This window comes from Sphingomonas sp. QA11 (assembly GCF_028473665.1).
GTDB lineage: Bacteria > Pseudomonadota > Alphaproteobacteria > Sphingomonadales > Sphingomonadaceae > Sphingomonas > Sphingomonas phytovorans.
The window spans coordinates 3,243,060-3,269,456 of sequence record NZ_CP098774.1 but is presented as its reverse complement, the minus strand read 5'-3'; the positions used below and the strand labels follow the sequence as shown (position 1 = coordinate 3,269,456).

General features: G+C 65.7%; 24 protein-coding genes. 9 read left to right on the top strand and 15 right to left on the bottom strand.

What is annotated here, in order from left to right; all coding sequences use genetic code 11:
* Position 1: 1 nt before the first annotated feature.
* Positions 2 to 2,179, bottom strand: coding sequence for a primosomal protein N' (locus tag NDN01_RS15100; protein ID WP_272622508.1), 2,178 nt, complete (start codon positions 2,177 to 2,179; stop codon positions 2 to 4).
* Positions 2,180 to 2,243: 64 nt separating this feature from the next.
* Here NDN01_RS15100 and NDN01_RS15095 point away from each other — a divergent pair, with 64 nt between their 5' ends.
* Positions 2,244 to 3,122 (top strand): tyrosine recombinase XerC, encoded by an 879-nt coding sequence (locus tag NDN01_RS15095; protein ID WP_272622506.1) that lies wholly within the window; start codon positions 2,244 to 2,246, stop codon positions 3,120 to 3,122.
* Between the two features lie 100 nt (positions 3,123 to 3,222).
* Here the strand turns inward: NDN01_RS15095 and NDN01_RS15090 are convergent, their stop codons facing one another.
* The 5 genes from NDN01_RS15090 to rsmI all read right to left on the bottom strand — a co-directional run bounded on the left by NDN01_RS15090 (position 3,223) and on the right by rsmI (position 7,116).
* Complete coding sequence (locus NDN01_RS15090; protein ID WP_272622504.1) at positions 3,223 to 4,038, bottom strand: TonB family protein; 816 nt, start codon at positions 4,036 to 4,038, stop codon at positions 3,223 to 3,225.
* Between the two features lie 99 nt (positions 4,039 to 4,137).
* On the bottom strand, positions 4,138 to 4,737 hold the full coding sequence (locus NDN01_RS15085) for a DedA family protein (protein WP_272622502.1): 600 nt from the start codon (positions 4,735 to 4,737) through the stop codon (positions 4,138 to 4,140).
* 31 nt (positions 4,738 to 4,768) lie between these two features.
* Positions 4,769 to 5,719 (bottom strand): glutathione synthase, encoded by a 951-nt coding sequence (gene gshB / locus NDN01_RS15080; protein WP_272622500.1) that lies wholly within the window; start codon positions 5,717 to 5,719, stop codon positions 4,769 to 4,771.
* A 58-nt stretch (positions 5,720 to 5,777) separates the two neighbouring features.
* Complete coding sequence (locus tag NDN01_RS15075; RefSeq protein WP_272622499.1) at positions 5,778 to 6,182, bottom strand: YraN family protein; 405 nt, start codon at positions 6,180 to 6,182, stop codon at positions 5,778 to 5,780.
* Between the two features lie 100 nt (positions 6,183 to 6,282).
* On the bottom strand, positions 6,283 to 7,116 hold the full coding sequence (gene rsmI, locus NDN01_RS15070) for a 16S rRNA (cytidine(1402)-2'-O)-methyltransferase (RefSeq protein WP_272628235.1): 834 nt from the start codon (positions 7,114 to 7,116) through the stop codon (positions 6,283 to 6,285).
* Between the two features lie 10 nt (positions 7,117 to 7,126).
* Between rsmI and NDN01_RS15065 the strand changes: the two genes are divergently transcribed.
* On the top strand, positions 7,127 to 8,314 hold the full coding sequence (locus tag NDN01_RS15065; RefSeq protein ID WP_272622498.1) for a penicillin-binding protein activator: 1,188 nt from the start codon (positions 7,127 to 7,129) through the stop codon (positions 8,312 to 8,314).
* Positions 8,315 to 8,772: 458 nt separating this feature from the next.
* On the opposite strand, the gene hemW is transcribed toward NDN01_RS15065, so the two are convergent.
* Entirely contained in the window at positions 8,773 to 9,933 is a 1,161-nt protein-coding gene (gene hemW, locus NDN01_RS15060) for a radical SAM family heme chaperone HemW (protein WP_272622496.1), read from the bottom strand.
* Between the two features lie 38 nt (positions 9,934 to 9,971).
* On the opposite strand from hemW, the gene NDN01_RS15055 reads away from it, so the two are divergent.
* Positions 9,972 to 10,526: a CAP domain-containing protein gene (locus tag NDN01_RS15055; RefSeq protein WP_272622494.1), complete on the top strand. Its 555-nt coding sequence runs from the start codon at positions 9,972 to 9,974 to the stop codon at positions 10,524 to 10,526.
* A 143-nt stretch (positions 10,527 to 10,669) separates the two neighbouring features.
* On the opposite strand, the gene rdgB is transcribed toward NDN01_RS15055, so the two are convergent.
* Positions 10,670 to 11,293 carry an RdgB/HAM1 family non-canonical purine NTP pyrophosphatase gene (rdgB, locus tag NDN01_RS15050; protein WP_272622492.1) on the bottom strand — a complete coding sequence of 208 codons (624 nt, stop codon included), beginning with the start codon at positions 11,291 to 11,293 and terminating at the stop codon, positions 10,670 to 10,672.
* Positions 11,290 to 12,006, bottom strand: coding sequence for a ribonuclease PH (gene rph, locus NDN01_RS15045; protein WP_272622490.1), 717 nt, complete (start codon positions 12,004 to 12,006; stop codon positions 11,290 to 11,292). The genes rdgB and rph overlap by 4 nt, the downstream gene beginning before the upstream one ends.
* A gap of 83 nt (positions 12,007 to 12,089) precedes the next feature.
* Between rph and NDN01_RS15040 the strand changes: the two genes are divergently transcribed.
* The 5 genes from NDN01_RS15040 to NDN01_RS15020 all read left to right on the top strand — a co-directional run bounded on the left by NDN01_RS15040 (position 12,090) and on the right by NDN01_RS15020 (position 19,131).
* On the top strand, positions 12,090 to 12,641 hold the full coding sequence (locus NDN01_RS15040; RefSeq protein ID WP_272622488.1) for a hypothetical protein: 552 nt from the start codon (positions 12,090 to 12,092) through the stop codon (positions 12,639 to 12,641).
* Positions 12,642 to 12,700: 59 nt separating this feature from the next.
* The gene (gene hrcA / locus NDN01_RS15035) at positions 12,701 to 13,744 is read left to right on the top strand and encodes a heat-inducible transcriptional repressor HrcA (protein WP_272628233.1); all 1,044 of its coding nucleotides are present in this window, start codon (positions 12,701 to 12,703) and stop codon (positions 13,742 to 13,744) included.
* 21 nt (positions 13,745 to 13,765) lie between these two features.
* Entirely contained in the window at positions 13,766 to 14,317 is a 552-nt protein-coding gene (grpE, locus tag NDN01_RS15030) for a nucleotide exchange factor GrpE (protein ID WP_272622486.1), read from the top strand.
* 44 nt (positions 14,318 to 14,361) lie between these two features.
* Positions 14,362 to 15,585, top strand: coding sequence for a threonine synthase (locus tag NDN01_RS15025; protein WP_272622484.1), 1,224 nt, complete (start codon positions 14,362 to 14,364; stop codon positions 15,583 to 15,585).
* A gap of 189 nt (positions 15,586 to 15,774) precedes the next feature.
* Complete coding sequence (locus NDN01_RS15020; protein ID WP_272622482.1) at positions 15,775 to 19,131, top strand: PAS domain-containing protein; 3,357 nt, start codon at positions 15,775 to 15,777, stop codon at positions 19,129 to 19,131.
* A gap of 7 nt (positions 19,132 to 19,138) precedes the next feature.
* Here NDN01_RS15020 and NDN01_RS15015 read toward each other — a convergent pair whose 3' ends face one another.
* Complete coding sequence (locus tag NDN01_RS15015) at positions 19,139 to 20,281, bottom strand: SET domain-containing protein (protein ID WP_272622481.1); 1,143 nt, start codon at positions 20,279 to 20,281, stop codon at positions 19,139 to 19,141.
* 109 nt (positions 20,282 to 20,390) lie between these two features.
* The gene (gene dapE, locus NDN01_RS15010) at positions 20,391 to 21,542 is read right to left on the bottom strand and encodes a succinyl-diaminopimelate desuccinylase (RefSeq protein ID WP_272622479.1); all 1,152 of its coding nucleotides are present in this window, start codon (positions 21,540 to 21,542) and stop codon (positions 20,391 to 20,393) included.
* A gap of 11 nt (positions 21,543 to 21,553) precedes the next feature.
* Between dapE and NDN01_RS15005 the strand changes: the two genes are divergently transcribed.
* Entirely contained in the window at positions 21,554 to 22,000 is a 447-nt protein-coding gene (locus tag NDN01_RS15005; RefSeq protein ID WP_272622477.1) for a cupin domain-containing protein, read from the top strand.
* Between the two features lie 33 nt (positions 22,001 to 22,033).
* Here the strand turns inward: NDN01_RS15005 and NDN01_RS15000 are convergent, their stop codons facing one another.
* From NDN01_RS15000 to yidC, 4 genes are all read right to left on the bottom strand, one after another.
* Positions 22,034 to 22,699: a glutathione S-transferase family protein gene (locus NDN01_RS15000; protein WP_272622475.1), complete on the bottom strand. Its 666-nt coding sequence runs from the start codon at positions 22,697 to 22,699 to the stop codon at positions 22,034 to 22,036.
* A 55-nt stretch (positions 22,700 to 22,754) separates the two neighbouring features.
* Positions 22,755 to 23,885, bottom strand: a complete 1,131-nt coding sequence (locus tag NDN01_RS14995; protein ID WP_272622473.1) for a zinc-binding dehydrogenase — start codon at positions 23,883 to 23,885, stop codon at positions 22,755 to 22,757.
* A 72-nt stretch (positions 23,886 to 23,957) separates the two neighbouring features.
* Positions 23,958 to 24,599 carry a ribosome biogenesis GTP-binding protein YihA/YsxC gene (gene yihA / locus NDN01_RS14990; RefSeq protein WP_272622471.1) on the bottom strand — a complete coding sequence of 214 codons (642 nt, stop codon included), beginning with the start codon at positions 24,597 to 24,599 and terminating at the stop codon, positions 23,958 to 23,960.
* 3 nt (positions 24,600 to 24,602) lie between these two features.
* On the bottom strand, positions 24,603 to 26,357 hold the full coding sequence (gene yidC, locus NDN01_RS14985; RefSeq protein ID WP_272622469.1) for a membrane protein insertase YidC: 1,755 nt from the start codon (positions 26,355 to 26,357) through the stop codon (positions 24,603 to 24,605).
* Between the last annotated feature and the right edge of the window lie 40 nt (positions 26,358 to 26,397).

Below are 26,397 nucleotides of genomic sequence, written 5' to 3'. Positions count from 1 at the left end.
GCTAGAGGAAGCTGTACGGATCGACGTCGACCACGACCCGCACCTTGGACGGCCAGTCGAGCTTGCCAAGCCAGTCGCGGATCACGTCCTGCACGTCGAGCGCGCGCCGGGCATGGATCAGCAGGCGGAAGCGGTGGCGTCCCCTCAGCATCGCCAGCGGGGCGGGGGCGGGCCCATAGACCTCCATCGCCTCGAGCCTCGGCGCGGTGCGGCCGATCAGCGTCGCGATTTCCTGCGCCGCCGCCTGGTCCTCGCTCGACACCACGATGCCGGCGAAGCGGCCGAAGGGCGGGGCGCCCGCGTCGCGGCGCGATTCGGTCTCGGCGTCGTAGAAGGCCTCGGCATCGCCCGTCACCAGCGCGCGCATCACCTGCGCATCGGGGCTGTGAGTCTGGATATAGACATGCCCCGGCTTCTCGCCGCGCCCGGCCCGGCCGGATACCTGCATGATCTGCTGGAAGGTCCGCTCCGACGCGCGCAGGTCGCCGCCGGCTAGCCCCAGATCGGCATCGATCACGCCGACCAGCGTCAGGTTCGGGAAATGATAACCCTTGGTGACGAGCTGCGTGCCGACCACGATGTCGATATCGCCAGCCTCCATGCGGTGGACGAATTCGGCTGCTTTCGCCGGCGACCAGATCGTGTCGGAGGTGACAATGGCGGTCTTCGCCGCCGGGAACAGCGCCCGCACCTCATCGGCGATTCGTTCCACGCCAGGGCCGACCGCGACCAGCGTATCCTCGTTGCCGCATTCCGGGCAGGCGCGCGGCACCGGCTCGACATGGCCGCAATGGTGGCAGGCGAGCCGGCTGACCAGCCGGTGCTCGACCATCCAGGCGGTGCAATTGGGGCATTGGAAACGGTGCCCGCAGGTCCGGCACAGGGTCAGCGGCGCATAGCCGCGCCGGTTGAGGAACAGCAGCGACTGCTCGCCCCGCTCGAGCCGTTCCTCGATTCCCTTGACGATCGCTGACGCGATCCAGCGCCCGCGCTCGGGCGGATTGGCGATCAGGTCGATCGCCTCGATCGCCGGCATTTCGGCGGCGCCCCAGCGGCCCGGCAGCTTCAGCTCTGCATAGCGGCCGAGTGCCACTTGCTGGCGCGTCTCGATCGCGGGCGTGGCGGAAGCGAGAATCACCGGGCATTTTTCGAACAGCCCGCGCATCACGGCCACGTCGCGGGCGTGATAATGCACGCCCTCTTCCTGCTTGAAGCTCGTCTCGTGCGCCTCGTCGACCACGATCAGGCCGAGATTGGCATAGGGCAGGAACAGCGAGGATCTGGCGCCCACCGTCACCAGCGCCTGTCCGCTGGCGATCGCTCGCCACGCGCGGCGGCGCTGCGACTGGCGAAGGCCGGAATGCCAGGCGACCGGCGTGACGCCGAAGCGCGCGGCGAAGCGCTGCAGGAACGGCTCGGTCAGCGCGATCTCGGGCAGCAGCACCAACGTTTGCCGCCCGGCCCGGATCGCGGCGGCGACCGCCTCGAAATAGACCTCGGTCTTGCCCGATCCGGTGACGCCGTCGAGCAGCGTCGGTTGGAACGCCTTCGCCTCGACATTGGCGACCAGCGCCTGCGCCGCGGCGCGCTGGTCCGGCGACAGGGCGGGCACGCCATGCTCCGGATCGGGCACCGGGAACGGGCTGTCGATATCGACCTCGACCGCCTCCAGCGCCCCGGTCTTCACCAGCCCCCGGATCACCGCATCGGACACGTCGGCGGCCAGCGCCAGCTCGCGGATCAGCCCCTGACGCTCGCCGATCCGCTCAAGCGCCTGCTGGCGTTGCGGGGTCAGCCGGTCGGGTATTTCTCCGGTCGCGCGATATTCCAGAACCGTCCGTCCGCCTTCGAGGGCCGAAGTGGAGGCAAGCGCCATGCGCGCCACCGAGGCGGGCGGGGCGAGATAATAATTGGCGGTCCACTCGATCAGTCGGCGCAGGGGTGCGCCAAGCGGTGGCGCGGGCAGCACGCCGACCAGGTTGCGCAGCCGGTTGTCCCCGACCTCGGCGTCGGACGGCATATGCTCCGGCTCCCAGACCACGCCGATCAACTGGCGCGGGCCAAGTGGCGCGACGACGATCGACCCCGGCTCGACCGCCATCCCGTGCGGGATTCGGTAATCGAGCGGGCCGAGCGCTGAATTCATGACAAGGACGCGGGCGCGGGACACGGGGTCCATATGGCGGCTTGGCGGCCTCGCGCAAAGCTTCCGCATGCGGGGGTTTTGGCGGTATGGACAGGCGATGTCCGGTCTCGTCCCCGAATTCGCCGATCATCTCCGCCGCGACCGGCGGCGATCGGTGCATACGATCCGCGCCTATGAGGCGACGGCCAACCGGCTGCTGCACTTCCTGGCAGGTCATTGGGGCGGCCCGGTCGATCGTGCCGCGCTGGGCAAGGTCAGCGCGGCTGACCTGCGCGCCTATCTGGCGCAACGGCGCGGCGAGGGGCTGGGCAATGCCTCGGCCGCGCGGGAATTGTCGGCGGTTCGCGGCTTCCTCGCCTTTGCCGGCGGCGAGACGCCGCGGCTCAAGGGCCCGCGCGTCAAGAAGGGCGTGCCGCGCCCCGTCTCTCCGGACGAGGCGGTCGCGCTGGCCGAGGATGTCGAGGAGAATGCGGCCGAGCCGTGGATCGGCGCACGCGACTGGGCGGTGCTGATGCTGCTCTACGGTGCGGGACTGCGCATCGGCGAGGCGACCGGGCTGACCGGTGCCGCGCTTCCGCTCGGCCCGACGCTCAGCGTCACCGGCAAGCGCGCCAAGACGCGGATCGTGCCGCTGCTGCCGCAGGTGCGCGAGGCGATCGAGACCTATGTCGGGGTCTGTCCCTGGCCGATCGCGCGCGATGCGGCGCTGTTCCGGGGCGCCAAGGGCGGTCCGCTCGCGCCGGGGATCATCCGTCGGTCGGTCCAGGCGGCGCGGACCCGGCTGGGGCTGTCCGAGCGGACCACGCCGCATGCGCTGCGCCACAGTTTCGCGACTCATCTGCTTGGGCGCGGGGCGGATCTGCGCGCGCTGCAGGAACTGCTCGGCCATGCCAGCCTGAGTTCGACCCAGATCTATACCGCGGTCGATGCGGCGCATTTGCTTGATGTCTACCGCAACGCGCATCCACGGGCTTAGTCGAACAGCAGATCCAGCACGCATATCTCAGGCTCGCCTGATCGCGCGCGGCGAAAACCCGGAGAAACCAGAAGCATCATGCGGCTCGTACGAAACGCGGCTATCGGTTAGGCATGGCCCAGATAATCGGAAGCACTGCATAGCTTGCCATCGCCTTACCCGCAGCGTCCAAAGGCGGCTTGAACTGGATATTCTTGGCCAACGCACACGATCCTACATTCAGGCTTGAATCGTCGCTTACCACGGCCTTGCAGTCGTCGACGCTTCCGTCCGGTTTCGTCTTCAGAAGCAAGGTAACCCGCCCCGAAATACCTTTGGCCAGCGCCTCTCTGGGATAATCTTCATAGGAGAACCATTCGCCGGGGTTACCCGTAAAGCTCGCCATTTTGTCTCCGACATATAATGCCGGATCGACACCCCAGGACTTAAGCAAGTCAGTCGTGCATGTATCAAGCGCTCTTAACGCCGCCTCAATTCCACCAGCGTGAATGGGCGGGAAACGCTCGCCGAAAGTTATGGATGTAGAGCTTGCCAACCGAAGAAATTCTGCTTCGCTGGGAAAGAGCTCGAGCTGCCTTAGGCGATTATCCCTGACGTCGAAGGATCCATAGTTGATCTGCAGGGATTCCTTGCCATCCAAGGTGACTCCGATATTCCCTTTGCCGTCCGGCAGAAAGGTTTTCGGCCCGGTGACTAAAACAGATCGCGCCTTGTCTGTCAGCTTCGCTTTAATTCCAATTTGAACAGGTTTGTCTGATCCATATACTCTGACTATCTGGCACCCGACCCGATTTGTTGAAACCTCCCACGGTCCAACCGGCTCGAGTGGGAGAGCTTGAGTGGCAAGCAATCCTAGTATCCAGATCATCATGATCCCCCCATCGATCGGCGTTTGATTCGCGATGTGCTTTATCACGCTGATTTATTGCGATGATAGCGCGACAGGGTCCGTCGCCGATATTTTCAAGCAATCGGTTTTGTCTTCTTTCCCGGGGTACCAGTCCGGGATTGCTCGCTAGCGGCGCGGCTTCCAGGTCCACACGCGCCACAGGTAGAACAGCACCACGCCAGCCATGCACGCTACCGCCGCAGGCCCGATGAACCGGTCCAACTCGCGGAAATTGGCGCCGAGATAATAGCCGCCCCAGGTCAGGAAGGCATTCCAGATCGCGCTTCCCGCGGCCGTCCACAGCAGGAAGCGCCAGCGCGGCATGCACGTCATGCCGGCGGGCAGCGACACCATGGTGCGGAAGGTCGGCATGAAGCGGAACACGAACACGATCCACTCGCCATGCCGCTTGAAGAAGGCGTGGAGCCGCTCGACATCATGCCAGTCGACCGTCAGCCAGCGGCCATGGCGCTCGACCCAGGGCCTCAGGCCGAGATAACCGAAGCGCCGGCCGATCGCGTACCAGAAGTAATTGCCCAGAACGGTGCCGGCGGTGCCCGCCACCAGCAGCGGCAGGATATCCATCTGCCCGCGCGCGACCGCCATGCCGCCCAGCCCCATGATCACCTCGGACGGGATCGGCGGGAAGACATTCTCAAGCACCATCAGCAGGAAGATGCCGAAATAACCGCCCCAGGCGGTCAGGTTGATGATGAACTCGGTCAAGGATCCCCTTCTCGTCTACCGGAGGGGAGCCCTACGCACGCCCGACCTTCGCCTCGATCGCCTCCCAGATCAGGCCAGCCACATCGGTCCCGTCGAACCGCTCGATCGCGACGATCCCGGTGGGCGAGGTGACGTTGATCTCGGTCAGCCACTTGCCGCCGATCACGTCGATGCCGACGAACAGCAGCTCGCGCTTCTTCAGTTCCGGCCCGAGCACCGCGCAGATCTCCTGCTCCTCGGGCGTCAGCACGGTCTTCTCGGCCGATCCGCCTACCGCGAGGTTGGACCTTATCTCGCCGGCCCCCGGCACGCGGTTGATCGCACCCGCGACTTCGCCGTCGACCAGCACGATTCGCTTGTCGCCCTTGGCCACGTCGGGAAGGAACGCCTGGATCATGTGCGGCTCGCGATACGCGATGTTGAACACCTCGATCAGCGCGGAGAGGTTGGCGCCGTCGCTGCCCACCTTGAAGATCGCCTTGCCGCCATTGCCGTGTAGCGGCTTGACCACGATCTCGCCGTGAACGGCGAGGAAGGCGCGTGCCTCATCGAGTGAGCGCGTCACCAGCGTCGGCGGCATGAAGCGCGCATAATCCAGCACGAACATCTTTTCCGGCGCGTTGCGGACATTGGCCGGGTCGTTCACCACCAATGTCTCGTGCGCGATCCGCTCGAGCAGATGGGTCGCGGTGATATAGCCAAGGTCGAAGGGCGGGTCCTGCCGCATCAGCACGACATCAGCCTGCTTGCCGAGATCGAGGCTGACCGGCTCGCCGAACGTGAAATGGTCGCCCGCGACACGCCGCACCGTCACCGGATGCGCCCTGGTCCAGACCCGTCCGTCCGAATAGTTCAGGTCTTCGGCGGTGTAATGGAACAGGCTGTGACCGCGCGCCTGCGCCGACAGCATCAGCGCAAAGGTCGAATCGCCCGCGATATTGATTGAATCGAGCGGGTCCATCTGGACGGCGACGGTGAGCATCGATGGACCTCTTGTTCGTTCCCTGGAGGCGGCGATGTAGGGTGGCGTCGCGCGGAAGTCACCCGATCCACGCATTCTCGATGTGACGCGGCCGTGTGCCGGGCGCGAGCAGGATGACGTCGACGCGGATATCGTCGCCCGGCCCAGCATAGCGCGCCATCAGATACTCCGCCGCCGCCGCTACGCGCGACAGGCGGCGTTCGTCGATCGCGAAATCGAGGTCGGCGGAGGTTTTGCGCATCTTTACCTCGACAAAGGCGATGAGGTTGCCGCGCCGGGCAACCAGATCGACCTCGCCGGCCGGGGTGCGCACGCGCCGGTCGAGGATCCGCCAGCCCTTGAGCCGGAGCCACCAGCCGGCCAGCCTTTCGCCGCGACGGCCCGAAGCTTCGGCGATACGGCGGTCTCTAAAGCCCCTCCCCTTCAGGGGAGGGGTTGGGGTGGGGGATTCCGGTTTCGTCACAGGGTGGCGCTTGGTCGTGGCACCGAACGGCGCATCGAGCCCCGTCCGCCGCTGCCCCACCCCTTACCCTGAAAGGGAGGGGCTGAAGAAAGAGGGGCCATCACCCCTTCATCTCGAGCGCCCGGGCATAAAGCTCCTTGCGATCCACCCCGAGCTTCTTCGCCACCTCGCTCACCGCCTTCGCCATCGGCAAGCGGGTCAACGCCTCGGTCAGCGCGGCCTCCGCATCGTCCACGCTCGCCGCCTCCGGCTCGCCCGGCGGGGCGACCACGATCACGATCTCGCCCCTGGGCGGCGCATCGGCATAGCGTGCGGCGAGCGACGACAGCGTGCCCGTCACCGCTTCCTCGAACTTCTTGGTGATCTCCCGCGTCACCGCCGCCTCGCGGTCGCCAAGCCCTTCCGCCAGCGCGGCGAGCGTGGCGCCGAGGCGCGGGCCCGATTCGTACAGCACCAGCGTCGCCCGCACCGATCCGATCTCGGCGATCGCCGCAGCGCGCGCCTGCGCCTTGGGCGGCAGGAAGCCGCAATAGAGGAACCGGTCGGTGGGCAACCCAGCCAGTGTCAGCGCGGCGATCGCGGCGCACGGCCCGGGGATCGTCACCACCAGATGCCCCGCCGCCCGCGCATCGCGCACCAGCTTGTAGCCGGGATCGGAGATCAGCGGTGTCCCCGCGTCGGATACCAGGGCGACCGCCTCGCTGCCCATCCGCGCGATCAGGCCGGGCCGGACATGCTCCGCATTGTGATCATGATAGGGTGTCATTGGCCGTTTGACGCCGATATGACGCAACAGACCCGCCGTCACACGCGAGTCTTCTACCGCAACTACGGCGGCGTTCGAGAGTATATGCGCGGCGCGCGGGCTCAGATCGCCAAGATTGCCGATCGGGGTGGCAACGATATAGAGACCGGGCGCAAGTTCGGCGTTCATTGGAGCAGTCATGACAGAGGCCCTATCGATACCGCAACGGGGAGCGAAGCTTCTTCGTGCAGCAATCATTGCCGGGGCGCTGATCCTGAGCGGCTGTCAAGCCGTCGTTCCACGCGGTCCCGGTCCCGTGGCACCGCCGCCGCCTCGCCCGGTGCAGGATAATGGACAGGTCCAGCCCGGTATCCCGGTCGATGTCGCGCGTCATCGCGTGGCGCTGCTGGTGCCGCTGACCGGCACTAACGCCGGGGTCGGCCAGAGCCTCGCCAACGCGACCCAACTGGCCCTGCTCGACAGCAGGAACGAAAAGGTGCGGATCACCACCTACGACACCAATGGCGGTGCCGCTGCCGCCGCGCAGCGTGCCCTGGCCGAAGGCAATCGGCTGATCCTCGGACCGCTGCTGGGTGAGGATGTCCGGGTGGTGACGCCGATCGCACGGCGCGCGGGCGTTCCGGTCATCAGCTTCTCCAACGACGTGACCGCGGCCGGGAACGGTGCTTATCTGATGGGCTATGCCCCCGCCCAGGCGATCGAGCGCGTGGTCGACTATGCCAAGGGTCGCGGCGTCACCGATTTCGCCGGGCTCGTCCCCAACGGCACCTATGGCGAGCGCGCGTCCACCGCGTTCCTGCGTTCGGTCGAGAGCGCGGGCGGGCAGGTACGCTCGCTGCAGACCTATGATCGCGCCCCCGGATCGATCACCTCGGCGATCACGCGCATGGCGCAGAATGCGCCGTTCGGCGCTGTGCTGATCGCTGACAGCGGGGCGACCGCCGCCACCGCCGCGCCGCTGATCCGCAAGAATGGTGGTGCCGCCGCCCATATTCTCGGCACCGACCAGTGGAATCTGGAAACCTCGATCGGAACCCGGCCGACACTGAACGGTGCCTGGTTCGCCAGCGTATCGGACAATCTCTACCGCCAATATGCCAGCAAATACCGCGCGCGCTTCGGGGCAGGGCCATATCGCCTGTCGAGCCTTGGCTATGACGCGGTGCTGCTGACGGTGCGGATCGCGCGCGACTGGCCGGTCGGCAGCCCGTTCCCCGAGGCGCGCCTGCGCGATGCGGGCGGATTCGCGGGGATCGATGGCCCGTTCCGCTTCGGCCGCGACAGCGTCGCCGAGCGCGCGCTCGAGGTGCAGGAGATTCGTGGCGGGACGACCGTGGTGGTTTCGCCTGCGCCGACCGGCTTCTGATTCAACCCGCCCGCCGGGCGGTGCAGCATGGAACGGACCCGCGCGCCGTGCGTGCGGGTCCGTTCTTTCTCTCGGTTGATGAAATGACAGACGGTTGACGGGGCACGAAACGCACGTGCCGAATGGAATGCCATCGTTACCCCAGCCTTGCTCGGCAACGATATCCTTCGAATATGTCAGCTTCCCCGGCTTTCGCCGGGGAAGAAAAAGAATACATGCCTTGAGGGGATAGGTACGGCGTGTTCCCGGCGCCCCTGTCAAATAGACTGGATGCCTGTGGCGGGGCGGGGTAAAACCGGTACGAGCAGCGGAAAATTCCGGCCTTTTTCCGCTGTTATCCGGTAACAGGGAAACCGGTGCTTACGCCGTTGAGAATGCTGCGATAATTCGCCGCTGAAATCCAACATAACAGCGGAAAGAAAAATCGGACTCGCTGAAACGGCGCTGTTGTTGGAAAATCAGGCTGCGTCGTTGACGATCTCGGGCAGGATCGCATCGAGCAGCAGCATGCCCGCCTCGGTTACGGTCAGGTGATCGCCTTCCCGCAGCAATAGTCCTTGATCTTCGAGCAGGGTCGCGGCGGGCCAGTAGATCAGGGCATCGACGCTCGTCTCCCCCAGCCTCGCGATCCGGGCCAGGTCGACGCCTTCGCGCAGCCGCAAGCCCATCAGCAGGGCCTCGGTCGCGCGGGTATGCGGGGCGAGCGGTTCCTCGCTTTCGGTGCCGTGCTGGTTGCGCTCGATCGCGCTCATCCAGTTCTCGGGTTTCTTGCGGCGCACCGTGGCGAGCCCGCCGCGCCGGCCATGGGCACCGGGCCCGATCCCGGCATAGTCGCTGTAACGCCAATAGGTCAGGTTGTGCCGGCTCTCCGCGCCCACCCGGGCATGGTTGGAGATCTCATAGGCCGGGATGCCGGCCGACGCGGTGATGGCGCGCGTCGCCTCGAACAGGTCGGCAGCGCTGTCCCCGTCGGGAATGACGATCCGCCCCGCCGCCGCTTCGGTCGCGAAGCGCGTGCCGGGCTCGATGGTGAGTTGGTAGAGAGACAGATGTTCGGTGCCGAAGCCGATCGCCCGGGTGAGTTCAGCCTCCCAGTCGGCCAGTCTTTGGTCGGGCCGCGCATAGATCAGGTCGAAACTCACCCGGGAGAAGGCACGCTGCGCGGTGTCGAGCGCGGCCAGTCCTTCGGTCTGGTCGTGCGCGCGGCCGAGGAACTTCAGCGCGTCGTCATCGAGCGCCTGGAGGCCGAGCGACACGCGGTTCACCCCCGCCGCGGCGATATCGGCGAAGCGCGCGGCCTCGACCGAGGAGGGGTTGGCCTCAAGCGTGATCTCGATGTCCGGAGCGAAGCCCCAGGCCCGTTCCGCCGTCTCGATCACCACCGCGACCGTTTCGGGGGGCATCAGCGACGGGGTGCCGCCGCCGAAGAAGATCGAACCGAGTGTCCGGCCCGGCAATTGCTCGGCCTCATGGCGCAGGTCGGCGAGCAGCGCGGCGCGCCACGCGGCCTGGTCAACCTCGGCGCGGACATGGCTGTTGAAGTCGCAATAGGGGCATTTCGACACGCAGAACGGCCAATGGACATAGAGTGCGAGCGGCGGCGTTTGGGGATCGTTCATGCGCCCCCCATATGATGCCGCGAACGAGGCGAGGGAAGATGCGGTTTCTGCTGATGACATTGGCGTTGCTCGCGACGGGCTGTTCCGCCGCCGCCCCGCCGCAGCGCGTGGTCGAGGAACGCAGCTTCTCCGGCGTGGCGCCGCGTGGACAGGCGCTGCTGCGTCAGGCAATGATCGAGGCGCATGACAGCGCCCGCGCGGCGGCGGGCGTGCCGGCGCTGGCGTGGAACCCGGCCTTGGCGGCCGATGCCGAGCGGTACGCCCGCACGATGGCGCGTACCGGTAAGTTCGAGCATGCGGAACAACCCATGGGTCCCGGGCGCCAGGGCGAGAATCTGTGGACCGGAACCCGTGGAGCCTATCGTTACGAGGAAATGGCGAGCCACTGGGTCGACGAACGCCGCTATTACCGTCGCGGGGTGACGCCGGATTTCAGCACCACCGGCCGCTGGGAGGACGCCGCGCACTACACCCAGATCATCTGGCGCGGCACCACGGAATTCGGCTGCGCGACGGCGAGCAATGCGAAGGACGATTATCTGGTTTGCCGCTACACGCCACCGGGTAACGTCGTCGGCCAGATGCCGACCTGAAATCCCTCTCCCGGCGGGAGAGGGAAGGGGCCCGCGCCGAAGGCGTGGGAAGGGTGAGGGCGACGTCAGTTGCCAAGGCGCGCATCACCCTCACCCTCCCGCAGCTTCGCTGCTCCCTCCCTCTCCCGTTGGGAGAGGGAATTTTAAAGCACCGCCGCCATCATCGCGTCGAATGCCCGCGCACGATGGCTGATCGCTTTCTTCGCATCAGGCATCTCGGCGAAGGTCTGGTCGCTGCCCTCGGGCACGAAGATCGGGTTGTACCCGAACCCGCCGGTCCCGCGCGGTGGCCATGTCAGGCTCCCATCGACCCGCCCCTCGAACCACTCGACATGCCCGTCAGGCCAGGCGAGCGCGAGCACGCACATGAAATGCGCGTCGCGGCTGGCGTCGGGGCCGGCCGCCTCAAGTGCGTCGTTGACGCGCTGCATCGCAACCTTGAAGTCCTTGCCTTCGCCAGCCCAGCGCGCGGAGAAGATCCCCGGATCGCCGTTCAGCGCATCGACGCACAGGCCGCTGTCGTCGGCCAGCGCCGGCAGGCCGGTCAGGTCTGCGGCTTGCAGCGCCTTCAACTCGGCATTGGCGAGAAAGGTGGTGCCGGTTTCCTCCGGCTCGGGCAGGTCCAGCGCCGCGGCCGACACCGGCTCGATCCCGTATGGGCCGAGCATCTCAAGGATTTCGCGCACCTTGCCGGGGTTGTGGCTGGCGATGACGAGCTTGCCGGGGACAAGCTTGCGGATCGCCTGGGGCTGGACCTCGTCGGTCATTTCGCGACCGCCCGGGCCTGCGCCGCGAAGATGTCCGCGCAGCCGATGCGGGCGAGGCGGAGCAGGCGGAGCAGCGCTTCCTCGTCATAGGTCGCGCCCTCGGCGGTGGCCTGCGCCTCGGCGATGTTGCCGTTCTCGAGCAGCACGAAGTTCGCGTCGGCGTCGGCGTTCGAATCCTCGTCATAGTCGAGGTCGAGCACCGGCGTGCCGTTATAGATGCCGCAGGAGATTGCCGCGACCTTCTGGCTCAGCGGATCGACCGTCAGCTTGCCCGAGGCGAGCAGCCCGTCGATCGCGAGCCGCAGCGCGACCCACGCGCCCGAGATCGAGGCGGTGCGGGTGCCGCCATCGGCCTGGATCACGTCGCAATCGAGCACGATCTGGCGTTCGCCGAGCAGCTTCATGTCGGTGACGGCGCGAAGGCTGCGGCCGATCAGCCGCTGGATTTCCTGGGTACGGCCCGACTGCTTGCCCTTGGCCGCCTCGCGCTGGCCGCGCGTATGCGTGGCGCGGGGCAGCATGCCATATTCGGCGGTGACCCAGCCCTCGCCCTTGCCGCGCAGGAAGGGAGGCACCTTCTCCTCGACCGAGGCGGTCACCAGCACCTTGGTATCGCCGAAGCCGATCAGCACGGAACCTTCGGCATGGCGGGTGAAGCGCGGCTCGATCGTGATCGTGCGCATCTGATCGGGGGTGCGGCCGGATGGGCGCATTCTGGAATCTCCTGGAACTGGGCCCTGCCACCTAGACGCGACAAGGAGAACGCGCCAGTCTTGGTGGTGGTCATGGAGACAATATGATGCGCATTTGGGTCCTGGCGGTGATGGCGTCGTTGATATGTTCGACGGCGGCATTGGCGCGGGCACCGGTGCCTTCAGACACGATCACCGTTCGCATTCGCACAATCCACAATCTCTGCCTGGGACTTTGCCCTGACTTTTCGGTGAGTATCGCGACTGACGGTAGTGTCACGCGGCGCGCTTTCGAACCGGGTGAGGAACAAGTCATTGAGACTGAGCGATATACTATCGGAATCTCCGAACTCGCTGGCTTCAGGCGGCGGCTGGCCAAAATCAGGCCGATCGGGGATCGTCAGTTCGGGCGGCCCTGCGACGCGTACCAAAGGGTCAACAGGTACGGAGCGCTGATCTCGGGTGGGATTCGCCATGGCGTAAGCCATTATGACATCGAGTGGCGCGGTGGCGCAGCGTCATCACGATTGAGAGCCTGCTACGAAGATGGGCGCGTGCGCCAGGCCTTGTTTGCCGCGCTGGCGGTCGCGCGCATAAACCCGATCGGCGGCAGGCGCCTCAGAGCGGGTCAAACCGCCTCCGTTACCGAATGGTGACGACTGACGGGGTGACAAGACGCGTTGAGATGCGCATCCTTGCTCCTTACATGACACCTATGTCCGCCCCGCCGATCACCGAGCTCAACGACCGCGCACGCGATGTTTTCCGCGTGGTGGTGGAAAGCTATCTCGATACCGGCACGCCGATCGGGTCGCGCACCATCGCGCATCTTTCGGGGCTTAACCTCTCGCCCGCCTCGATCCGCAACGTGATGCAGGATCTGGAAGAGCTCGGCCTGCTCGCCTCGCCCCATACCAGTGCGGGGCGGTTGCCGACCGAGATAGGGCTTCGCCTGTTCGTCGACGGCATGATGCAGGCGCTCGAACCCTCGGCGGAGGAACGCGCCGCGATCGAATCGCGCGTGTCGCAGGTCGGGCCGGTCGAGGAAGCGCTGGCAGCGACGACTGCCGCACTTTCCGGCCTGTCGGCCTGTGCCGGGCTGGTGATGGTGCCCAAGCGCGAGCTGGTGTTGCGCCAGATGAGCTTCGTCCCGCTCTCCGCCGACAAGGCATTGGCGGTACTGGTCAGCGAGGAGGGCGCGGTCGAGAATCGCGTGATCGATCTGCCTGTCGGCGTGAACCCGTCGGCGCTGGTCGAGGCGGGCAACTACATGACCGCGATGCTGTCGGGCCTGACCATTGCCCAGGCCCGCGCCCGTATCGAGCACGAGATCGGCGAGGAGCGTGCGCTGGTCGACAGTGTGGCGCGCGCGTTGATCGAACGGGGGCTCGCGATCTGGAGCGAGGATGGCGATCGCCGCCCCGTGCTGATCGTGCGCGGGCAGGGCCGACTGATCGACGCGGCCGCCGCGGCCGACCTCGAACGGATCAGCGATCTGCTCGACGATCTGGAGGGTAAGCAGGAGATCGCACAGCTGCTCGACAGTGCCGGCGCCGGCGATGCGACCCGCATCTTCATCGGCGCCGAGAATAAATTATTCTCGCTTTCGGGATCATCCGTCATTGCGAAACCCTTTCGCGGGCTGGATGGACGCGTGGTCGGCGTGGTCGGCGTAATCGGCCCGACTCGGTTGAACTATGCCCGCGTCGTGCCCATGGTGGATTTCACTGCCGCGACACTGGCGCGGCTCATGCCATAAACAGGATCGAAGCGACCCAAGATGATTGAAGACGAAAAGATCGAAACGCCCACCGCTGAAGACCTGCGCGAGGAAACCGCCCAGGCTGCTCCGGAGCTTGCCGACCATGATCGCGTGGCAAAGCTCGAGGCTGAACTGGCCGAGGCGAAATCGGGGCTGCTTTACGCCCATGCCGAAGCGCAGAATGTGCGTCGCCGCGCCGAGAAGGAAGCGGCTGATGCCCGAACCTATGCCGCCACGGCATTCGCCCGCGACCTGCTGTCGGTCGCCGACAATCTCGCCCGCGGGCTCGAGGCGATCCCGGCCGAACTGCGCGAGGACGAGAAGCTGAAGAACCTCGTCACCGGCCTCGAAGCGACCGGCCGCGAGCTGGAATCGGTGTTCCAGCGCCATGGCATCAAGAAGATGAGCACGCTGGGCGAGACGCTCGACCCCAATTTCCACCAGGCGATGTTCGAGCTGCCGAGCGAGAAGCCGGTCGGCACGATCGTCCAGGAAATGCAGGCGGGCTACATGATCAAGGACCGCCTGCTGCGCCCGGCGCTGGTCGGCGTGGCGAAAAAGGCGGACTGAATTTCTACAGCTCCTCCCCCGAAGGGGAGGAGCAAGGGGTGCATGTGAACGACAATCTCACCACCGACCGCGCCAGCTTCGTCACTCACCTCGAATGCTCCATGACCGGCGAGCGCTACGAGGCCGACACGCTTCACGGCCTGTCGCGCGTCGGGCGACCGCTGCTCGTGCGTTACGATCTGGACATGCTCCGCGCGATGATCCCGCGGGCGATGATCGCCGCCCGCCCGACCGACCTGTGGCGCTGGCGCGAACTGCTGCCGGTGCGCGCGACGCGCGACGTGGTCAGCCTGGGCGAGATCGAGACGCCGCTCGTGCCGATCCCGCGTTCGGGCGGGCCGAATGTGCTGGTCAAGGATGAGGGGCGGTTGCCGACCGGATCGTTCAAGGCGCGGGGGCTCGTCATGGCGGTGTCGATGGCCAAGGCGCTGGGCGTGAAGAAGATCGCGATGCCGACCAACGGCAATGCCGGCGCTGCGCTCGCCGCTTATGCGACGCGGTGCGGGATCGAGACGATCGTCTTCTGTCCCGATGACACGCCCGAGATCAACGTGCGCGAGATCGCGCAGCAGGGCGCGCGGGTCTATCGCGTCAACGGGCTGATCGACGATTGCGGGGCGATCGTCGGCAAGGGGGCGGCTGAAGGGCTGTGGTTGGATTTCTCGACCCTCAAGGAGCCGTACCGGATCGAAGGCAAGAAGACGATGGGGCTGGAACTGGCTGCCCAGTTCGGCTGGAAGCTGCCCGATGCGATCTTCTACCCGACCGGCGGCGGTACCGGGCTGATCGGCATGTGGAAGGCGTTCGACGAGCTGGAGAAGCTCGGTTGGATCGGGTCGCAGCGGCCGCGGATGTTCGCGGTGCAGGCTTCGGGCTGCGCGCCGATCGTCCGGGCGTTCGAGGCGGGCGAGGAACATGCGGAACGCTGGGAGGACGCTGCGACGGTCGCGGCCGGCATCCGCGTGCCAAAGGCGGTCGGCGATTTCCTGATCCTGCGGGCTGTGCGCGAGAGCGGCGGGCAGGCCGTCGCGGTGGGCGATCCGGCGATCCTGAAGGCGGTGGATGATGCAGCCAGGAAGGACGGACTGCTGATTTGCCCCGAAGGCGGAGCGACGCTCGCTGCCTATAAGGAGGCGTTGCGCAACGGGCTGGTCGACGAGGACGAGCGTGTAGTGCTGTTCAACTGCGCGACGGGCCTGAAATATCCGATGCCCGAGGCGAACGCGACGCTCGACCGTCATTCGGAGATCGACCTCGCCGCGCTGTGAGGTGCAGGTCACCTGGGCGCGGTTCTCGTCCCGGTGCTTCCTGAGATACTTCAGGGCGGGGGTGCCGCCGGTGCCGATGTAAGAATGCGGGTCGGCCGACGCCATCGGGGATTGTTGACAGGTGCCGCACCAGTGCGCACGGTCACAGCGGCCGGACACGGCCGCGGTGCTTAATCGCTGCGAGACCTGATGCCCAAGGCTTCTGTTCAAGATGCGCAACCTGCCCCGGCGACGAAGCCGGCGCTCGGCTTTCTCGATGGCGGCGGCGAGATGGGCGAGCGGATTCGCGCGTTCGACTGGTCGGGACACCCCTTCGGCCCTCCGCGAGACTGGCCGCTGGCGATCAAGGTCGCGGTAAGCCTTTGCCTCCATTCGAGCTTCCCGATCGCGCTCTATTGGGGCCCGGAGCTACGCCTGCTCTATAACGATGCGTCCGCGGCGGTGATCGCTGAGCGACATCCCTCGGCGCTTGGTCAGCGAGGCGCGGACGTGCGCTACGATAGCTGGCACCTGATCGGCCCCAGGCTTGAAACCGTCTTCTCGACAGGCGAAGGCTATTCGACCGCTGATCAGCATATCCCGATGGTGCTGCACGGCGTGCCGACCGATACATGGTGGACCTACAGCATCTCACCGATCCGCGACGAGAACGGCGTGGTTCTGGGGGTGATGAGCCAGGGCCATGACACCACGGCCAAGGCGCTCGCCGAAGTATCGTTGCGTGCGAGCGAGGAGCGGCTGACCATGGCGCTCGACGCGTCGGGCAATGTCGGCACCTGGGAATGGGATCTGGCCAGCGATACGGTCGTCGGCGACGAACGGATGGCGCGACTTTACGGCATCGACCCGAAATATGCGCGGGGAGGCGCGCCAGCCTCCGCCTATATCGCGCATATCCATCCTGACGATTACCTGCCGTTCAGCAAGGTGATGCAGGCCGCCTTTGCGCAGGAAAGCCCGGTCTCGACCGAATATCGCCTCGCGCTGCCCGATGGCACGGAACGTTGGCTGGCGGTTCAGGGGCGCAGCCGCAATGGCCCGGACGGCCGACCGGAGCGTTTCTCCGGCGTCACGCTCGACATCACCGGGGCCAAGCTGAACGAGGCGGCGCTGCGCCATGCGAAGGACGAACGCGAGTTCATCCTCGCCCTGGTCGAGCGGCAACGCGCGCAGCAGGATCCGGACGGCGTGATGCAGCTTACCGCGGAGGCGGTCGGGCGCCAGCTGAAGGTGAACCGCGCCGGTTTCTTCCAGGTGAGCGACGACACCGTTATCCATTACGGCGCGTGCTGGTCCGACGGATTGCCCCCGCTGACGGGGTCGGTACCGTCGGCCAGTTTCGGGGTGGAACTGGGCGAGGTGATCCGCGCGGGGCGGACTCTCGTGTTCGGCGCGCCGACGGATGCGCTCCGGCCGAGCGATGCTGCACTCGATGCGACCGGGTCGCGGGCCGGGATCAGTGTGCCGCTGGTGCGCAACGGACGATGGGAGGCAGGCTTTTATCTGAGCCATGCCGAGCCGAGGGCATGGACTCCGGGGGAGATCGCGCTGGTCGAGGAAACCGCGCAGCTCTGCTGGGACGCGGTCGCGCGGGTGCGGGCCACCGCGGGACTCCGCGCGATGAACGAGAGCCTGGTCGGGGAAGTCGTCGCGCGCACTGCCGAGCGCGACCGCATCTGGGAGGTGAGCCAGGATCTTCTCGGCGTCGCCGACGCGGATGGTGTCTGGCAGAGCGTCAATCCGGCCTGGACCCGGGTGCTCGGCTGGTCTGCGGACGAGATCGTCGGCAAGCGTTCGGCATGGATGCTTCATCCCGACGATGTCGAGCGCACGCGGGAGCAGATTGCGGCGATTGCCCGGGGCGAAGCGATTGCGGGTTTCGAGAACCGGTTCAGGACCAGGGCTGGAGAATATCGCACGCTCTCCTGGCGAGAGAATGTCGTCGACCGGAAAATCTATGCGACGGCGCGTGATGTGACCGACGAGCGGCGGCGGCAGGAGGTGCTGCTCGCGGCGGAGGAGCGGACCCGGCTCGTGCTGGAGGCGATGGATGGGGTCGGTGTCTGGACCTATGACGTGGCCGCCGATCGCTTCAGCAGCGATACGAGCTTTGCGGCGCTGTACGGGTTCGATGTCGCGCAGCAATCGAACGGCGTGACGATGGCTGAGGTGCTGGCAAGAATCCACCCTGACGATATCGCCAGGGTGCTGAAATCGATTGCCGATGCGCGCGACGTGATCGGGGACGGCGAGATCGAATATCGGCTGTTGCGGCCCGACGGATCGGTCCGCTGGATCATGACGCGCAATCATCTCCTGCGCGACGCGGCCGGCATGCCGGAGACGGCGATCGGGGTGGGTGTCGACGTCACCCGGCAACGCGAGCTCGAGGACCGGCTGCGCCAGGCGCAGAAGATGGAGGCGGTCGGCCAGCTGACCGGCGGTCTGGCGCACGACTTCAACAACCTGCTGACCGCCATTTCCGGCGCGATGGAGATGATGCAGATGCGGCTGAAGCAGGGCCGGATCGCCGACCTGTCTCGCTATATCGGCGCGGCGCAGACGGCGTCGGGGCGTGCCGCGGCGCTGACCCATCGCCTGCTTGCCTTTGCGCGGCGCCAGCCGCTCGATCCGAAGCCGATCGACATCAACCGGCTGGTCGCCGGTATGGAGGACCTGATCCGCGGCACGGCCGGGCCGGGGGTCCAGGTCGATGTCGTGAGCGGGGTCGGGGCGCTGCCGACCCTGGTTGACCCCAACCAGCTCGAAAATGCGCTGCTCAACCTGTGCATCAACGCGCGTGATGCGATGCCGGACGGGGGCAAGCTGAGGATCGAGACCGGCAGCGTCCTGCTCGACGAGAAGACAGGTCAGGACCGAGACCTGGCGCCGGGGCAATATCTATCGCTGTGCGTGGGCGATACCGGGACCGGCATGACGCCGGAGGTGATCGCGCGGGCGTTCGATCCGTTCTTCACGACCAAGCCGATGGGGCAGGGGACTGGCCTGGGCCTGTCAATGATCTACGGCTTCGCGCGCCAGTCGGGCGGGCAGGTGCGCATTCAATCGATGGTCGGACAGGGCACGACTATGTGCCTTTATCTACCCCGCCATGAGGGGCCAATCGACGATGACGGCCAGGCCGGCGGCGCGCGTGAGGCGCCGCGCAGCGACAAGGGCGAGGCGGTGCTGGTGGTCGATGATGAGCCGGCGGTGCGGATGCTGGTGACCGAGATCCTGGGCGAACTGGGCTATGCCGCGATCGAGGCGGGCGACGGGCCCGAGGCGCTGGTCGTGCTTCAGTCCGAAGCGCGGATCGACCTGCTCGTCACTGATGTCGGCCTGCCCGGCGGGATGAATGGGCGGCAGGTGGCGGATGCCGCGCGAGCGGCACGGCCGGGCATCCCGGTGCTGTTCATTACCGGGTTCGCCGAGAATGCGGTGGTCGGCGACGGCCCGCTCGACGCGGGGATGGAACTGGTGACCAAGCCGTTCTCAATGGAGGCGCTGGCGGCGCGGATCAGGGATATGATCGCGCGAGCGTGAACAAGGGCTATGCCGCCCGATCCCGCTTCTCGACCATATCCTTGCGTCGCAGATAGGGGGCGACCAAGTTGCGGGCGCGGAACCATTCCTGCCGTTCGGGGCTGAGCGTCTCGAAATTGCCGATCACGCGGCGGCATTCGGGGCTGCGGCACTGGCAGATCATGTGCCAGTTCGATTCCTTGAGCGTGGTCGAATAGTCCCAGGCGATCTCCTCGCCCGGCGCGATGTCGCGCACCGCGACCAGGAACACGCTACCCGCCGCGAAACGCAGGCCGGCATTGGGTGTGCAGCTATGGTTGATCAGGTCGTCGATCCGGCCTGACGGGCCCATATAGTGATCGGGTGTCACCTGCACGAAGCGGTCGCTCGATCCGCGCATCAGGCTGGGAATGCGATCTGCGCGAAAGCGGCGGCCGGTAAAGCGGATGATCGTCTCGCCCTCGGCGAAGCCGAGTGCCGCATAGACCGTCTTGCCCAGATGAGTCTCGCCGACGGAGAACAGGTTGGCCGTCGGGCCATACGCATCGAGTATGTAGAATCGACCGTTGCGAAAGCCGAGCGAGCGCAGCGGGTTGATCGTCGCGAGGCCGACCATGAACCAGACGCTGGCATGGCAGGCCAGTTCGACGAACAGATAGGCATATTCGCCAACATGCTGGTCGCCACTGCGTGTCGCGACCAGAAGCGTGGCGAGATCGCCGACCGTCCACAGGCCCCAGGCGGGCGAGCGTTCGCGGGTACGGTCCTGCCACACGCTTTCCCAGGTAGGCCAGAAACTGACCGGCACTGCTGCGACGACGAGCATATGGGCCCAGAAGGCGTTGCTCGAGACGATCCAGACACCCAGCGCGGCAAGGCAGGCCGCCATGCAGATCAGTTCGCCTCGCGACGGCGCTGCCCAGTTGGAGCGGCGCCAGATGCCGATGGTGACGATGACGCAGGCGATCGAGGCAAGGCCGAACACCCAGCTTTGCAGCGCGCCCGGATTGACCGCCGCATAGGTGCCGGCCTCGACCGCGGTTGCCGCGCTCCAGATCAGCCAGGAGGCTCGATTGGGCTGCACGAGCTGACGGCGCAGGCCGGTCAGATAAACGGCATACCCCCCCAGGCTGCAGACGATCGCGACAATGAACCAGGGTTCGATGGGCATGTCCGGTTACCGTTTTGGTTAACCGTATTTAAGCCAAGGCGTGACTCTCGTCCATCGAAAAGCCAGGAGTCACCGCGAGTCGCGGCGAATCTTGAATCATCTGAATCGCTTAACTGGTGGATTCGAGCCCGCTGATATGGCCGATGATGTCGGCATAGATATCAGTCAGCGCGGTGAGATCGTCGATTGCCACTGCCTCGTCAAGCTTGTGCATCGTCGCGTTGATCAGGCCGAACTCGACCACGGGGCAGAGCGCGGAGAGAAAGCGGGCGTCGGAAGTCCCGCCGGTGGTGGACAATTCCGGCCGGATGCCCTGCCGTGCCTCGATCGCATTGCCGATCAGCGTTGAAAGCGCACCCGGCGCCGTCAGGAACGCGTCACCCGAGACACGGGCGAGCATTGTCGCCTCCGGGGCATGGCGGTGGACGATCTCCTCGATCCGTGCGGCGAGTTCCTCACCCTTGTGCAGATCATTGTAGCGGATGCTGAGCCGCGCCGAGGCGTGGGCGGGGATGACGTTGGTCGCCGGGTTGCCGACGGTAATATCGGTCGCCTCGATGTTAGACGGCTGGAACCAGTCATTGCCCTGGTCCAGCACGATGGCATCGATCTCGGCAAGGATAGCGACCAGTTTCGGGATCGGATTGTCGGCGAGATGCGGATAGGCGACATGCCCCTGTCGCCCGGGCACATCGATCCAGATGTTGACCGAGCCGCGCCGCCCGATCTTGATCATGTCGCCCAGCCGCGAAACCGACGTAGGTTCCCCGACCAGGCAGAAATCCGGTTTCAGGCCGCGTGCGGTCATTCGGTCGATCAGCGCCCGCGTGCCGAAGATGGCGGGACCTTCCTCGTCGCCGGTGATGATCAGGCTCTGCGTGCCCGTGGCAGGCGCTCGGCCCAGGGCAGCGACGAAGGCGGCGATCGCGCCCTTCATGTCGACCGCACCACGCCCGTGGAGCAGCCCACCACGCACCTCTGGCTCGAACGCGTCGCTGGTCCAGCCAGCGCCCGGGGGCACGACATCGAGATGTCCGGCAAAGGCGAAATGCGGGCCGCCATTGCCTCGCACCGCGAGCAGGTTCTCGACGGGACCATCCGGCGCCTCGCCGACGACGAAGCGGTCGACATGGAATCCGAGCGGAACGAGCGCGGCCTCCAGTACGTCGAACACGCCGCCTTGGGCGGGCGTCACGCTTTCGCAGGCGATCAGCGCCTTGGTCAGGGCGACGACATCGGGCATTGTGGTTACTGCATCCATGGGAGGGGACATTGCCCAAGCTCGATCTCGATACAATCCCGCAGACCAATGCGACCGGTTATCCGTCGCCACATTCCGAGAAGGTCCAGGGCCGCTGGTATCGTCGCCTCGCGCCGGCATCGGGGTTAAACGATTTCGGGGTGAGCCATGTCACGCTGGAGCCGGGCGCATGGTCTTCGCAACGGCATTGGCACGAGGGCGAGGATGAGTTCGTCGTGGTGCTGGCCGGCGAGGCGGTCCTGGTCGACGACAATGGGGAGACAGTGATGCGCGCCGGCGACTGCGCAGCCTTTCCGAAGGACGACGGTAACGGTCATGTGCTCCAGAACCGCAGCGACGCGGCGTGCGTGTTCGTCGCGGTCGGGCGGCCGTCGGAAACCGATTGCCACTACCCGGACATCGACATGCACCTGTTTTCCGGAAAGGGATTCCGGCGGAAGGACGGCGGCGATTTTTAACGTCATTCCACCCCCGACTTGCCTGGGGTGGAATTAGGCGACCGGCACCTCGAACTTCTCGATCACCCATTCCTCTTCCTGCGCGCCGGCGATCCAGTCCTGCATGAAGGGGTGCTGCAGTACCGCGTCCATATAGCCGGCGGCGAAGCGGGCGATCGGCAGGCTGTAGGTGACGATTCGGGTGACGACCGGCGCGAACATCATGTCCGCCGCGCCGAACTCCCCGAACAGGAACTGGCCGTCGCCGCCGAAACGGGCGCGTGCCTGTGCCCACAGCTCCATGATACGGCCGAGATCGGCGAGCACGTCCTCGTCGGGCCGCTTGGGCGGGAAGACCTGGCGGATGTTCATGCTATGCTTGCGGCGCAGCGCGGTGAAGCTCGAGTGCATCTCCGCTGCCATCGAGCGGGCCATGGCGCGGGCATTGTCGTCCTCGGGCCAGAATTTCGCCCGTTCGGTCTTTTCGGCGAGATATTCTATGATCGCCAGGCTGTCCCATACCACGGCATCGCCGTCCCACAGGATCGGCACCTTGCCCGAGGAGGGGGCGAATTCGTCGCCTTCGCGGCGCTTGTCCCAGTCGGCATCGTAGAGCGGCACGACCACTTCCTCGAAGGGCAGCCCGGACTGCTTGCAGGCGAGCCAGCCGCGCAGCGACCAGGAGGAATAGGCCTTGTTGCCGATGATGAGCTTGAGCATGCGCGGGGGATAGACGGGCCGGGCGCGGGCGGCAACTCCCGCGCCCGGCGTGTCGTTACAGGCCCTTGTTCGGGTTGATCAGGAATTTCTCGCCGGTCGCCTTGCGCGCATAGGCGGCGATCGTCTCGGGCTGCAGCGTCTCGGCAAGCGAGATTTCCGAGGTGTAGTGGCTGGCGAAGGTGGTGGTCAGTTCGGCGGTGACGCGGGCGCGCATGCGCTGGCCGGTTTCCTGCCCGGCCTTCATCAGGAAATAGGTGAGCAGGAAGCCGCCCACGCCCCAGGCCATGCCGGTGTTGCGGCCGATCTCCGTAGGGCGCGTATCGAGCACGCCGTAGATATAGACCTGCTTGTGGGTGGTTGAGCCGTAGCGGCTGTACGAGGTCATTTTCCGAGTCGCGGCAATCTCCATGGCGGCAATCAACTGCCCCGCCAGCGGACCACCGCCGACCGCGTCGAAGGCGAGCGTCGCGCCGGTTTCCATCAGTGCGTCGACAAGCTTGTTACGGAAATCCGGCGTGGTGCTGTCGACGACATATTTCGCGCCGATATCAGTCAGGATCTTGGCCTGGGCTTCGCTGCGGACGACGTTCACCAGCGGCACGCCGTCGGCGATGCAGATTCGGTTGAGCATCTGGCCGAGGTTGGAGGCGGCGGCGGTGTGGACCAATGCGGTGTGCCCTTCCGCGCGCATCGTCTCGACCATGGCGAGCGCGGTCAGCGGGTTCACGAAGCAGGAGGCGCCCTGAGCCGCAGTCGTGCCCTCCGGCAGGACCATTGCCTCACCGACGCGCATGACGCGATATTGCGAATACATCGATCCGCCGAGCACGGCGACGGTGCGGCCGATGAGATGCTTCGCATCGTCGCCTGCGTCGACCACGATGCCGGCGCCTTCATTGCCGACCGCCATCGCCTCACCGATCCGCGCCTGGAGCGAGGGGAGGAAAGCGGGGTTGACCGACGCGGTCACGAGCGGTCGTTCGGCGGTACCGCTGGCCGCGATCGTCGACAGGTCCGCCGGGCCGAGCAGCAGGCCAAGATCCGACGGGTTGAGCGGCGCTGCTTCCATGCGAACGACAATCTGGTCGGCGCCCGGGGCGGGAATCGCGACATCGTCCAGCGAGAGGCGAAGCTCGCCTTCGGGGGTGATCAGCGAACTGATCTGCAGGCCTGTCGTGATGGTCATCGCGTTTCTCCCATATTTATGGGTAGCGATATGCAACGGAATTTGAGTCAGTGCGAGGGGGAATTATGCCGTTCAGCCGATCGCCTCGATCACCGCAGCGCGCAGTTCGGGGATGCCGAGGCCAGTCTCGCTTGAGGTTTCGAGGATATCGGGATGCGCCGCAGGCCGCTTGCGGACTTCCTCGGCGGTCTTCGCGACGACCTCGGCAAGCTCGCTTGGCTTGATCTTGTCGGCCTTGGTCAGGACGATGCGGTAGCTGACGGCGGCCTTGTCGAGCATCTCGAGAATCTCGCGGTCGACATCCTTGATGCCGTGGCGGGCGTCGATCAATACCAGGGCGCGCTTAAGCTCCTGCCGACCACGCAGGAAGTCGTTGACCAGGAATCGCCATTTCTTGACGATGTCCTTGGGCGCCTTGGCGAAACCATAGCCCGGCATGTCGACCAGCCGGAAGGCGAGGGGATCCCCCACGTCGAAGAAGTTCAGTTCCTGCGTGCGGCCCGGCGTGTTCGACGTGCGGGCAAGCGCGTTGCGACCGGTCAGCGCGTTGAGCAGCGACGACTTGCCGACGTTGGAGCGACCGGCGAACGCGATCTCGGGTACGGTCGCGTCAGGTAGGAATTCCAGCTTGGGCGCCGATTTCAGGAAAGTGACGGGGCCGGCGAAGGTCTTTCGCGCGGCCTCGATCATCTCGGGTTCGAAGGGATCAGCCATGGGTCATTTCGCTATCGCCACTTTCATCCCCGGATGCCGCGCATAGAGCAGGCGCTGCTGGAGGATGGTCAGCGTGTTCGAGGTGATCCAGTAGATCTGCAGGCCGACCGCGAACGGGGCCATCACGAACATCAGCACCCAGGGCATCAGCGCGAAGACCTGCTTCTGCGCCTCGTCCATTGGGGCCGGGTTCAGCTTGAACTGGAAATACATCGAGATGCCGAGCAGGACGGGAATGACGCCGATCGCCAGGAAATGGGGCACCGTGAAGGGCAGGTAGCCGAACAGGTTGAGGATCGTCGCCGGATCGGGCGCAGACAGATCCTTGATCCACAGCACGAACGGCTGGTGGCGCATTTCGATCGTCAGCAGCAGTACCTTGTACAGTGCGTAGAAGATCGGGATCTGGAGGAAGGTCGGCAGGCAGCCAGCGAGGGGATTGACCTTCTCCGCCTTGTACAGCGCCATGATCTCCTGCTGCTGGCGCGTCTTGTCGTCCTTGTGCTTCTCCTGCAGCGCTTTCATCTTGGGCTGTATCGCGCGCATATTGGCCATTGAGGCGAACTGGCGCTGGGCGATCGGGAACATCAGGCCGCGGATCGTCAGCGTGAGCAGGATGATTGCCAGGCCGAAATTGCCGACCATGCGGAACAGCCAGTCGAGATATTTGAAGATCGGCTTTTCGACGATCTCGAACCAGCCCCAATCGATCGCCTTGCCGAAATGCGGGATTTTCAGTGTGTCCTCATAGCGGTCGAGCGTGTTCACTTCCTTCGCACCCGTGAACAGGTGAGTCGTCGTGATCATCTGCGAACCGGACGGGACGGTCGCGGCAGCCCGCGATACATCGGCCTGGAAATTGGTTCCGGGGGCCGTGGCGCGGAAGCCGGAATGTACCGGTGCCTTCTGATCGGGGATCAGCGCCGCCAGCCAGTATTTGTCGCCGAACCCGGCCCAGCCACCCACGGTATCGTAATAATTGTCGCCCGGCCGGCCGCTGTTGCCGAAAATCTTGCCGAAGAAGCTCGGTTCCTTGCCGTGCAGATTGTCATAGGTGATGTCGTAGGTCGTGCCGTTGCCGAAGGTACCGATCGGGCCGATATGGTTGGTCCAGGTATCCACATCGGCGCCCGGCCCGGCGCGCGACACCAGGGCATAGGGCGCAACCTTCACCGCGGCGGTACCGCTATTCATGACTGCCTGATCGGCTGTGAACATGAAGTGCTCGTCGACCGCGAGGCGAATCACGAACTTCTGGCCGGTTGGATTGGCCCAGCTGAGCGTTACTGGCTTGCCCGGGCTCAGGACCGGGGCGCTGGCAGTGAAGACCGTATCGGGACCGGGCACGGCGACGCCATCGCCGGACCAGCCGAAGCCGGCAAAATAGGCGTCCTTGGTGCCGGACGGTGACAGAAGCCGGATCGGCGGGGAGTTCTTGTCGATCGTTTCCTTGTATTTGAGCAGCACCAGATCATCGATCCGCGCGCCCTTCAGGTTAATCGACCCCTTCAGTTCCGAGGTCTCGACCAGCACGCGTGGGGATTCCGCCAGCACGATCTTGCGATCACGCGTCGCGGTGCTGCTGTTTGCCGCCGGGCTTGCCCCGGGATTCGCGACGATCTCGGTCTTGCCGCGCTCGATCTTCGTCACGGGCGGGTTGGCCGCCGGGAAGAACTTCGCCGTCACGATCGGCCAGCCGAACAGGACCAGCGCGGCGAACACCGCGAACAGGATGAAATTCTTATTGTCGTTATTCACGTGAGTGATGTCCCGCTCATGATAGGCGTTTGATCCGGCA